Source organism: Novipirellula sp. (genome assembly GCF_041583735.1).
Lineage (GTDB): Bacteria > Planctomycetota > Planctomycetia > Pirellulales > Pirellulaceae > Novipirellula.
Genome location: NZ_JBFHFD010000319.1, coordinates 1 through 9414 on the forward strand (window position 1 = coordinate 1; position 9414 = coordinate 9414).

A 9414-nucleotide genomic window follows, 5' to 3' on the forward strand; every position below is an offset into this window, starting at 1 on the left:
CCCGAATGCGATCGGCAGCGTTCCCAATTCGCCACCGCCGATCACGATGTCCGATGGGGCGACGAGCGGCGGATTTCAATTCTTTGTCGGCGGGGGAACGCGCAGTGTCGAAGTGCTTGCACGCGGTTCATCGATGCCGCCGCAAATCGAAACGATCAACCGTCCCGAAGCGGGCGAAACGCTAATCGTCGCGCGTGGCGGCGTGACCGTACTGGTTCGCGACGTCACCGCACAATTACCGTCGGGCGAACTGATGCAATTGGGCACGATTTCGCTCTCAGCCGATCGGATCGTCGGTTGGCTTCCGCTGGTGACGAACCTGTTCAACGGATCGACGAATCTGTCGCAGGCGCAGGGCGAATTGTACCTCGAAGGCGACATCGTCGTCCGTCAAGGTGAGCGAATCATTTACGCCGAGTCGATGTACTACAACCTCGCCACCGAACAAGGGATTGTGCTCGATGCCGAAACGATCACGACGATCCCTAGCTACCAAGGGATCGTTCGACTAAAAGCCGATGTGATGCAACAAGTGGCGCGAGGCAACTTTGTCGCCTTTGATGCCGCGGTCACCAGCAGCCGGATGGGCGTGCCACGCTATTGGCTGCAAAGTGAGCAATTGGAGCTAACCGACCGCAACACGACGGTCATCGATCCAATCACCGGCGTTCCGACAGTGCTTCGGGATCCATTCGTCAGCAGCCGAGATAATTTTACGTACTTTGGCGGCGTCCCCATTTTGTATTGGCCTCGGTTTGCAACCTCGTTGCGTGAACCAACTTTTTATCTCAGCGGTGCCAGTGCTCGAAACGACAGTATTTTCGGCAGCCAACTACTGCTGGACTTTAACTTGCTGCAGATCCTCGGCATCGAAAACGCGCCCGAGGGTTTAAAATGGGAACTTTCCACTGATTATCTAAGCGATCGAGGCCCTGCACTGGGGACGACGCTGAACTATCAATTGCCAGGAATGTTTGGCGTCCCCGGCCCGACCAAAGGCTATTTCGAGGCTTGGGGAATCGATGACAAAGGGACCGATACGCTTGGGGGAGGCCGCAAAAACCTGACTCCCGAAGAAACCCATCGCGGCCGCGTGTTTTGGCAGCATCGACAAATCATGCCAAACGACTACGAGCTTGTTGCCGAGTTGGGCTTTCTCAGTGATCGCAACTTCCTAGAACAGTATTACGAACAGGATTGGGATCAGAGAAAGAACCAGGACACTTCGCTGCGGCTTCGCAAGTACTGGGGCAGCAACCTATTGGAACTGTCCGCCAAAGCCCAGGTCAACGATTTCTTCGAAGAAACCGAACAACTGCCCGGACTCGATCACTACTTGATTGGCGGGTCGTTGTTTGCCGATTTGTTTACCTGGTCGGCCCACAACCAAATCAACTATTCACGTTTGAACGCAGCGGATATTGCCACGGATCCTGCCGAAGCCGCCACCATGTCGACGCTTCCTGGCGAACAAGATAGTTCGGGGATCGTCGCACGTACACGACAAGAATTGTCGTTGCCGGTTCAAGCCGGCCCGATCAAGGTCGTTCCCTATGTCTCCGGTGAAGCAGCTCACTATGGCGAAGCAAGCGACGGCGATTCGTTGACTCGGTTGTTGGGACAAGGCGGGGTGCGGGCAAGTTTACCGATGTCGCGGGTCGACCCGACGATCCAAAGCAGTTTGCTAAACCTCCGCGGCTTGGCACATAAATTGGAGTGGAAAGTCGACTACTTTTACGCCGACAGCGATACATCGCTCGACGAATTGCCGCTATACGACCCGCTGGACGACCATTCGCAACAACAATTCCGCCGCCGTTTCATTACCAGCGATTATGCAGGTTTGCTGCCGGCGACCTTTGACCCACGCACCTACGCACTACGTCAAGGCACACAGAAATATGTCGTCAGCGGCAGTGATGTGATCGCGGACGATTTGCAACAGGTCCGACTTGGACTCGATCAACGGTTCCAAACCAAACGCGGTTTGCCTGGGCTTGAACGAATCGTCGACGTGTTCCATTTCAACACCGACGTGTTGCTGTTCCCCGAAGCGGATCGAGACAACTTTGGCGAAACCATTGGCCCAGCCACCTTCGACACGGCGTATCACATTGGCGATCGAGTCAGCTTGCTGAGCGATGGCTATTTTGACTTTTTCGATTCGGGACTCCGTTCGATCAGTGCTGGCGTGCGAACCAGTCGACCGGGCGTGGGTGACATCTACCTTGGCTTGTTGTCACTCGAAGGGCCGATCAGCAGCACGGTTTTCCGCAGCACGATGGATTACCGTCTGAATGAAAAATGGCTGGCGTCGTCCGGAATGATCTACGACTTTGGAGCCACGGGGAACATCGGCCAATCGTTTGGGCTAACTCGTATCGGCGAATCCTTTTTGGTGCGTTTGGGAATCAATGTCGACAGCGGACGTGACAACGTGGGGGTTGGATTTATGATCGAACCTCGTTTCTGGCCCTCCGCACGACTGGGCAATGTGGGTGGACAATTGATTCCACCGCCGGGCGTCGAGGGGCTTGAGTGATGCGGATGATCCAAACTTGGATAACAAAGTTTGCGGTCGCGTTCCGCGGCTTGGGGATCTCGCTTCGTGATCAATCCAGTCTGCAGGTGCATGTGCTTGCCGCCACCTCGGTGCTGACGCTCGCGACCTATTTGGATTTCGAATTGTGGCGATGGGCGGTTTTGGTTTTGGCGATCACGGTGGTCATCGCTGCAGAACTAATGAACACGGCCATCGAGCGGCTCGTTCGCGTCCTGCATGCTCAGCGTCATCCCGAGATCGGCGACGCACTGGACACCGCCGCCTCGGCCGTGCTGGTGACTGCAATCGGCGCAGCGGTCATCGGCGTGATTGTGCTGCTGTAGTGAATGTGTAGTGGACGTCTTGTCCACGACCTGAGCATTGAGCAGCGAAGGACCACAGGAAGCCTAATTCGGCATCAAGTGGTTTGGTCGATGACCCAGGCTTGGTAGCCTTGGCTTGCCCCAGCAATCGGCAACATGATGATTTCGGGTTCATCATACGGATGCATTTTCAGTAAACGTTCTTTCAGTTTCGGCCACACAGCAAGCGTGGTTTTGATCATCATGCGAAACTCGTTGGCCTGTTCCACTCGTCCGTTCCAGCGATAGACACTTTGGATAGGACCGTCAATCTGCACGCACGCGGCAAGCGATTGAGCGACCAAATCGTTTGCGATTCGCTGGGCGTCCGCTTCCAGTTCAACGGTGGAAATGATCAGAGCTAGAGGCGATGAATCTTCCATACTTTCGTTTTCCTAAGCAAAAACCGCGTAAATTACTAGTGCATTGATTGTAGTAGGCACTCCATTCACAATGGGGTGCAGCATCGCATGAATCGTTTCAAACTTGACATTCCGAGTCCGCTCATGATCTTTCGTTACCCCCGCACCGAATTCTCGCTCGGTTTCATGGCACTCGCACTGATCAGCACGACGCAAAGTTTTGCTCAGAATCCGAGCGCAACCCAGCAACTTGAAACCCAGCAACTCGAAGTCTCGGAAGCTCAAGTCTCGCTGATCCACAACACGTTTATCGCGTCACCGATCTCCGGTGTGGTCGAAACGGTACTGGTCAAAGAAGGCAATCGGGTTCAACCGGACGCGTTGTTGATTCAGTTAGACGACCAACGTTTCCGCACCGAACTCGAAGCAGCCGTGGCGGCACACCGAGCAGCAAAGCTGGAAAGTGATAGCGATGTCGACGCACGTTATGCTCGCCGGGCCAAGGAGTTCCATATTCGTCAGCTGGAACAATCAAAGCAAGCCAATTCGAAATTTCCCGGTGCAATCAGCGACTCGGAAGTTGAGAAATTGCAACTGGTCGTCGATCAAGCAGTCCTTGCGATTGAACAAGCCGAACACAAACAGCAAATCGCAATTGCTCACACCAGTGAAAAGCAAGCTGCGGTAAAGATTGCCGAACAACGCGTTCGCGATCATGCGATCCGCGCCAGCGTCGGAGGGCAGGTGGCTGAGATTACGGTCCAGCCGGGTGAGTCGGTCGAGTCGGGTGAACCGCTGATTCGTGTCATTTCACTTGACCCGATTCGCGTGGAATGCTTTATCGATGGCCGCAAATACGGATCGGAATTGGTCGGTCGGCAAGTGCAATTTGTCTGCGAAGAACTTCCTCGAGCCGATCCGGGTTCGGATCACGCTGCTGAGTTCAGCGGCAACGTGACCTTTGTTTCTCCCGAAGTCCATCCGGTCACCGGTCAAGTGCGTTTGTGGGCTACCGTTAGTAACCCCCAAACGCGACTAAGAAGTGGGATGCGAGGCCGATTGGTGATCACCGCCGAATCGGAATAAACACGCCACGCTTAACGGGCCCCGCGCCACTCCGCGATAAGAGCCAACCCGGTTGAGGCAAAAGTAGATGGCACGGGCGTTTGCTTTCCGCATGCCAAACACCGGCGATGTTGACTAATGATGAGGGTAGACGCCATGGTGTCCGTACCAAGGTGAAGACACTGGGCGGCGATGGGAATGGTGGATGTCGCTTGAATGCGAGTACCCATACAACTCAATCTCTAATTGACGAATCAACGGGTTGGCTTCCGAAACAATCACCTCTCGCATGTGAGCCATCGCGTAGAAGTCGGTTGTGCGGGCTCCGTCATACCCTTGATGCTGCAGCTCGCCGTACAACCGAGAAAACAACAATTTGGCTTGACGGACATCACTCTTGATGTGCGAGAGCAACCCCGTCGAAAGTCGATTCTGTTCGGCGGCTTCGTGCAAGATCGTATGCATGTGTTGTTGCAAACGATCGACTTGATCGACATAACCTTCAATCGAATGCGAATGCTCGTAGTCCTGAGACAACTTGTGGGCGTCTTCGTGCAGATGGCGAGCGACCTTGGCCAATTGGTCCGCGTACTCGTCCAATTGGGCTACACTGGGAACATGAGGCGGAGCGTGCCAATAATCGTGTCCCCAGTCACCACCATGCACCGGTCCGTGATAGGGTTGCGAATGCAGGTAATGCGGAGACGAGGTGACTTGCGCATCGGCTTGACCGCTCGCGAAAACGACCGAAAACAGAGTGGCGATAGCAAAGAGACGTGACATCTTTAGGCTCCAGGAAAATGCGGGTGAGTGATGTGAGTTTCACAACGCACGGAGCATGCCGAATGAAAAAAACTGCGTTTTCCTCGTGTTTCACGAAATCAGACTCCAAGGCTGGCGTCGATTTGACGACACGACTCGCAAATCAAAACGACGTCATTTTCGATTAAGATCGAATCGGGCCGCACGCTGGGCCGTTCGGGGTGCGGGACTTATTGAATCGTTCACGATGGCCTCGACGAAGCATCGAGCGGCGCAGGCTCAGGACGGCGTCAACCAGACTTTGACATCCTGGGCGTTGGGAAGATCACACTGGCGGAACTTGCTGATCCGGCCATCGGTATCGTCATACAACAACATTGTCGCGGCCGACAATTCCGATGCCATGGGCGTATCGATCAGCAGTGCGGAATCGGACGTATTCATACGCCCCAACACTCGCAGCTCCAGATCATGCTGTGAAGCCCGCGGCAACCATCGTGATAATGTTTCGGCTGATCCGCTGACCACGATGGTAAACACGTTGACGGCGGGCCCATCCCGCAAACACTCTTGCAGTGCGGTCGCACCGCTGACGGGACCTGCGGCGGCATCCAGTGAAAAGTTAAACGATTCGTCTTGTCGCAAATCACGAAACCGTTCGAGCGGATCGATGACCAAAATGATGGGGGAAAAATCACCATCCTCCTTCATCCGTTCTTTAACGATCCCATGCACGCGAACGATCTCGTTTTCGACGTCACGAAGCTTGATTATCTTGGACGGTACTCCTGATTCACTGAGCCACGGTCCCACGGACTCGCCGTCATCCACGCGAGCGCCGTCGAAATAGACCACTTCGGTACGCGGATCGGATTTGCAGAAGCTTGCCACACACGTCGCGATGACCGCTCCGCGTGAATCCGCCGGTGCCATCACTAACAGATTGCGGCCGGTGTCACGAGTCAATTTCACGGCGACCGGAGGTCCAATTTCGACCGCTTCGCCCAACAATCCGTACAGTGATTTGTCTTCCGCCGTCGGCACCACTTGATTCGCCAGCAGCGGGGTCCAGCGACAAGGCCGATTGCCCTCGAACACGACCGCCGGAGGCAGCGAGTCGACATACCCTTGGTCTCGAATCGCAATCGCATGCAACATCTCGCGATGAGCGGAACCGGACAGCCACGCGACTTGAAACGGTTGGTTGCCTTCGATCAAACCGCCGGCATCATTGTAGATCGCTTCGCCAGGCCGGCTGATCAATCGAGCGGCAGTGTTGTCGTCGGCGAGGATCAAAGCGGCATCGGCTTCACTACACTGCATTGCGATCCGCACGGCCATTTGCCCAAGTGTTGCTCGAGGCAGCGAGTAGGCGCCGGCCAACGACTGGCTGCTCAGAATAACATGCATCCCGAACGAACGACCTTGCCGGACCAAGCGGTCCAGCAACATTGCACAATCGCCCGCCAAGCGATCATCACGAATAAACAGCTCTTGAAACTCATCGACGACCAGCATGATGCGAGGCATTTTCTGGCCGCTCGCCTTGCGATATTCCCCTAATTCCTGCACCCCAGCCGCACGAAATTTCTCGCCTCGTTGCTGCAGTTCCTCATCCAATCGTTGCAGCACGCTGCGGCCAAATTCACGTTCACTCTCGATCCCGATCACTCGGGCATGAGGAAAACTCGCGTCGGCATACGGTTTGAACTCGACGCCTTTCTTAAAGTCCAACAGGTAATACTGCAACTCGTCGGGCGTGTAGCGGTACGCTCCGGACGTGATAATCGCATGCAGCAGCGTACTTTTTCCCGATCCCGTTTTGCCCGCGATCAGAACATGTTGGCGAACGCCTTCGCCCAGATCGAGCGGCAGGTGCCGATTGGCCCCCTGGCTGCCGATCGGAATATTGATGCGGTCGGCAGTGGAACCGCCGGCGGCTTGGCTGTCTTTCAATATATCCGCCAACGGAATTTCGACACGCGAAGCGGCGACCGCGGCCTTGCCCACTCGATCGACCAACGCCGACCGCAATTTCATCGGCGGCGAGGGATCAGGTTCAAAGGGCAAATCATCCAAACCATCCTGGACGACTCGCCATTCGCCGTCGTCATTAAGATCAAGTCGCAGCAGTTTGTCCGTAGTGGGCAGCGGGGTTTCCGCCGGCCAAGGCTTGGATTTGTCGCAAACGATGACACAAAAAATGCCACAACGCAGCCCGCTTTCTAATAACGCCTGTAGATGCTTGTAGCCATCACGCGTCATCCCCTCGGGGAATCCAATCGCGGCAATCACTCGATAGGGTTCGGCCATTGAACCGGCGAGTTCGTTGTAGTCTTCGATCCGCTGAAACCGATCACGCAGACTCGATTGCAGAACATCTTCGATGTGTTGTGCGATTTCCCCGAGTCGCTCGGTGATTTGGGTTTCGCTTGTCCAGACGCGATGCCCTACCAGCGATGGGTCATGATCGGCAAGTGCCATAAAGCTGGTAAAGTTCTGGCCGCGTCCGACCGGATCAATCAGCGTCAACTTGGCTCGCCCTGGTGCCGATCCGGTCAAGACACGCCACAGCACTTGATGGGCAACATCGATGGCTTGATCGAAGCGTGACGAGTTGGCTGAAATCAACAAACCACAATGCAGTCGACGGTGCATCACGATCGGCAGTGATTCCGGAACGTTGATATCCACCAACGTCATGGAATTGCCCGTCGATACCGCAGACACAGGCGATGGCAGCGACGAATGCTGCGCCGGCGTCGGGCTTCCATTTTGGTTGGCTGACGTCTCGAGCACATGTCGCAATCGACGGTCCACCTTCAATCGTCCGACCGGCAAAAAGTCGGTCGTGGAGAGGCTCGGAAGATCACCGTCGGCCACGGTTTGCCAATCAGGAAATCGTGAACGAACTCGCGACGTACTTGCGGCGATACGGCGAATTCCTCGCTGGACACCATTTTCGAGTCGCTGGACCAATCGAGCCCGCTCGGCATCCCGCCGCTCGGCTGCGGCAATCCGCTGCTGGGTTAACGTTTGGTCGGTGTCGGCTAAATCGGTCGAAATGCGATTGGCCAACGTGTCGGCTTTGGCCAGCATCGTTTCGCTCACTCGATTCCAAGCCGACTTGTATTCACCGTTGGCTTGGCTCAGCGCTGCGAGCAATTTTTGTTTTGCCTGTTCACGCTCGGTGTTGATGGTTTGTTCGAGCAGGGTAAGTTGTTCGGTCCGCCACCGTGCCGCAGTTTCAAGATGGGCATCGCGTTGGTTCAGCAGTTCGACTTCGGCTTCTTTGGCAGTCCGTGCGGCAATTTTGCGTCCCGCTTCGGCCGCTTCTTCGGCCGCTTCGGCAATCCGTTCGACGACCGGATGCAATTGGCGAGTCATCCGTTTGAGCGGCATCATCAGTAGCAAAAAGATGGTGAACCCGATCACACCGGCGATGGGGACACCGGCCGCCATCGGTAACCATGGCGGATCGAACTTCATCATCATGACGGCCAGCGCCCAGATCACGATAAAGACGCCGACGCCAGCGGGCAGGTAAAAGGAGTCGACGATTTTCGACGCCGCCCCCGTCTGCATTTGCGTCACCGTTTGTTTACAACGCCGCGTCAATGTATCGATCGCTTCGATCGATTCGCGGACATCATGCGGTGTGGGCAACCGCTGGTCGTCTTCGGGTGTTTCCGCCGGCGGCACTTCGGGCAGCCGATCTAAACGCCGCAGCGTCAGCGCTCGGGCCCATTCCAAGTCGCCATAGATCCGATTCAACGACTGATTGATTTGCTCAATCTCTTTGTCGCGGTGGATCCCCGGTTTGTCTTTGCGTTCGTTGTATTGATGGTGAATCGCGGTACAGCGTGCTTTGACTTTGCGTTCGATCGCATCTTTCCAGACACTGGCCTTTTTGCGATAGACCGCGCCGAGCCGATTCAGTTCTTGGCGGTTTTTGATCGCAAACGCTTCGTACTGGCTCGTCAGCTTCTCTTCTTGTTCGTCCCATTCCAACAGCATGCCTCGTCGCAGGTGCCGGCAGGCGTCGGTTTTGATAGCGCGTTGCGACCCCAGGGTCGTTTCTTCGCTTTCGCTTTCCTTGGCATGACGCTCGATCAACGATTGATGTTCCGCCACGCTGGATCGAAACCGATCTTCCAACCCTTCCAACAAACGACGCTGGCGTGCGGGGTGTAACAGTCCAGCTGGACCAACCGATGAATCTTTCATTGTTAGCAGCGTTTTTGAAGAGGACAGCGTCAATCAACGACGATGACAGGGACGGATTTAGGGAACAGCCAACGCTTTATTCTAACCTGTCCGA

The 9414-nt window shown here is 55.5% G+C and carries 6 protein-coding genes; 3 read left to right on the top strand and 3 right to left on the bottom strand.

Annotation, left to right across the window (positions count from 1 at the left end):
• A partial coding sequence (locus ABX962_RS21030; RefSeq protein WP_372722010.1) for an organic solvent tolerance protein OstA occupies positions 1 to 2542 on the top strand: 2542 nt, incomplete at its 5' end.
• Between the two features lie 5 nt (positions 2543 to 2547).
• Positions 2548 to 2886: a diacylglycerol kinase gene (locus ABX962_RS21035; protein WP_372722012.1), complete on the top strand. Its 339-nt coding sequence runs from the start codon at positions 2548 to 2550 to the stop codon at positions 2884 to 2886.
• 74 nt (positions 2887 to 2960) lie between these two features.
• Here ABX962_RS21035 and cutA read toward each other — a convergent pair whose 3' ends face one another.
• Complete coding sequence (gene cutA, locus ABX962_RS21040) at positions 2961 to 3287, bottom strand: divalent-cation tolerance protein CutA (protein ID WP_372722014.1); 327 nt, start codon at positions 3285 to 3287, stop codon at positions 2961 to 2963.
• An 87-nt stretch (positions 3288 to 3374) separates the two neighbouring features.
• On the opposite strand from cutA, the gene ABX962_RS21045 reads away from it, so the two are divergent.
• Positions 3375 to 4352, top strand: a complete 978-nt coding sequence (locus ABX962_RS21045; protein ID WP_372722016.1) for an efflux RND transporter periplasmic adaptor subunit — start codon at positions 3375 to 3377, stop codon at positions 4350 to 4352.
• A 114-nt stretch (positions 4353 to 4466) separates the two neighbouring features.
• On the opposite strand, the gene ABX962_RS21050 is transcribed toward ABX962_RS21045, so the two are convergent.
• Entirely contained in the window at positions 4467 to 5114 is a 648-nt protein-coding gene (locus tag ABX962_RS21050; RefSeq protein ID WP_372722018.1) for a hypothetical protein, read from the bottom strand.
• A 258-nt stretch (positions 5115 to 5372) separates the two neighbouring features.
• Positions 5373 to 9320: an FtsK/SpoIIIE domain-containing protein gene (locus ABX962_RS21055; protein ID WP_372722020.1), complete on the bottom strand. Its 3948-nt coding sequence runs from the start codon at positions 9318 to 9320 to the stop codon at positions 5373 to 5375.
• Positions 9321 to 9414: the final 94 nt, after the last annotated feature.

Coding starts and splice junctions, on each gene's coding strand:
- ABX962_RS21035 (WP_372722012.1), top strand. CDS start 2,548: ATGATCCAAACTTGGATAACAAAGTTTGCGGTCGCGTTCCGCGGCTTG.
- cutA (WP_372722014.1), bottom strand. CDS start 3,287: ATGGAAGATTCATCGCCTCTAGCTCTGATCATTTCCACCGTTGAACTG.
- ABX962_RS21050 (WP_372722018.1), bottom strand. CDS start 5,114: ATGTCACGTCTCTTTGCTATCGCCACTCTGTTTTCGGTCGTTTTCGCG.
- ABX962_RS21055 (WP_372722020.1), bottom strand. CDS start 9,320: ATGAAAGATTCATCGGTTGGTCCAGCTGGACTGTTACACCCCGCACGC.
- ABX962_RS21045 (WP_372722016.1), top strand. CDS start 3,375: ATGAATCGTTTCAAACTTGACATTCCGAGTCCGCTCATGATCTTTCGT.